Raw genomic sequence first — 1,447 nt, forward strand, 5'->3', positions numbered from 1 at the left:
GGGGTGCCCGTTGCGCCGGGCGTCGCCGAGCCGCTCCAGGACGAGCAGGCCGACGCCCTCCGCCCACGCGGCGCCGTCCGCGTCGTCGGAGAACGACTTGCAGCGGCCGTCGGCGGCCAGGCCGCGCAGCCGGGAGAACTCGACGAACGACCCCGGTGTGGCCATCACGGCGACGCCGCCGGCCAGGGCGAGCGTGGACTCGCCGGAGCGCAGCGAGCGGGAGGCGAGGTGGAGGGCGACGAGCGAGGAGGAGCACGCGGTGTCGACGGTGAGCGCCGGGCCCTCCAGGCCGAAGCAGTACGAGATGCGCCCGGCGAGTGCACTGCCCGCGGTGCCGATCCCGAGCAGTCCCTCCAACTCCGAAGGGGCGCTTGCCCCGTAGTCGTGGTACATCGCGCCGGTGAAGACGCCGGTGCGGCTGCCGCGCAGCCCGGTCGGGTCGATGCCGGCGTGCTCCAGTGCCTCCCAGGCGGTCTCCAGGAGGAGTCGCTGCTGCGGGTCGGCCGCTAGGGCCTCGCGCGGGGAGAAGCCGAAGAAGGCGGCGTCGAACTGCCCTGCACCGTGCAGGAAGCCGCCCCGGCGGACGTAGGACGTCCCGGGGTGTTCGGGGTCGTCGTGGAAGAGGCCGTCGAGGTCCCAGCCGCGGTCGGCGGGGAAGGCGGAGTCGGTGTGGGTGCCGTCGGCGACGAGTGCCCAGAGGTCGTCGGGGGAGGCGACGCCGCCCGGCAGGCGGCAGGCCATGCCGACGATCGCGATCGGCTCGTCGGAGGAGACGTCGTACGGACCCTCCTGCGGCCGGTCCGAACCGGCCCCCGACAACGAAGCGGCGCCCGACAACGAAGCGGCCCCCGACAGCAGGGACGCGACGGCGGCCGGCGTGGGGTGGTCGAAGCCGAGGCTCACCGGCAGCCGGCGGCCGGTCGCCTCCGCCAGGAGGTTGCGCAGCCGGATGGTGCGCACCGAGTCCAGCCCGTACGCGCGGAACGCGCTGTCGGCGCCGATCGGTTCGTCCTCGGGGCCGCGGTCCATGACCTCTGCCGCGCACGCGCGAACGAGGTCCAGTGCGTCGCCGTAGTCCATGGCAAGGGAAGGAACGGCCGCCTCCTCGGCCACCAGCTCCTCCAGCGCGCGCCGGTGCAGCTTCCCGGCCGGGGTGCGCGGGAGGTCGTCGACGGTCACCAGCTCCAGCGGCATCTTGTACTCGGCGACCTCGCGCTCCCGCAGGAAGCCGGTGACGGCCCGCAGCCCGATCGCCGGGTCCGCCGCGCGGGTGAGCACCAGGCACGGGATCTCGCCGAGCCGCGCGTCCGCCCGTCCGACGACGGCGAGCGGGCCGATGCCCGGCATCGCCGCCAGGAGCTCCTGGACCTCGGTCGCGTCGAACTTCCGCCCGCCGACGTTGATCAGCTCCGCCGCGCGCCCGTGGAAGCGCAGCAGGCCGTCCGCC

The 1,447-nt window shown here is 75.0% G+C and carries 1 protein-coding gene; it reads right to left on the reverse strand.

The window, feature by feature from the left end:
- Nucleotides 1-1,447: beta-ketoacyl synthase N-terminal-like domain-containing protein (locus AB0O00_RS39295; protein ID WP_363659462.1), on the reverse strand; the 1,447-nt coding region annotated here is incomplete at both ends.

This window comes from Kitasatospora sp. NPDC093558 (assembly GCF_040683475.1).
Classification (GTDB): Bacteria; Actinomycetota; Actinomycetes; order Streptomycetales; family Streptomycetaceae; genus Kitasatospora.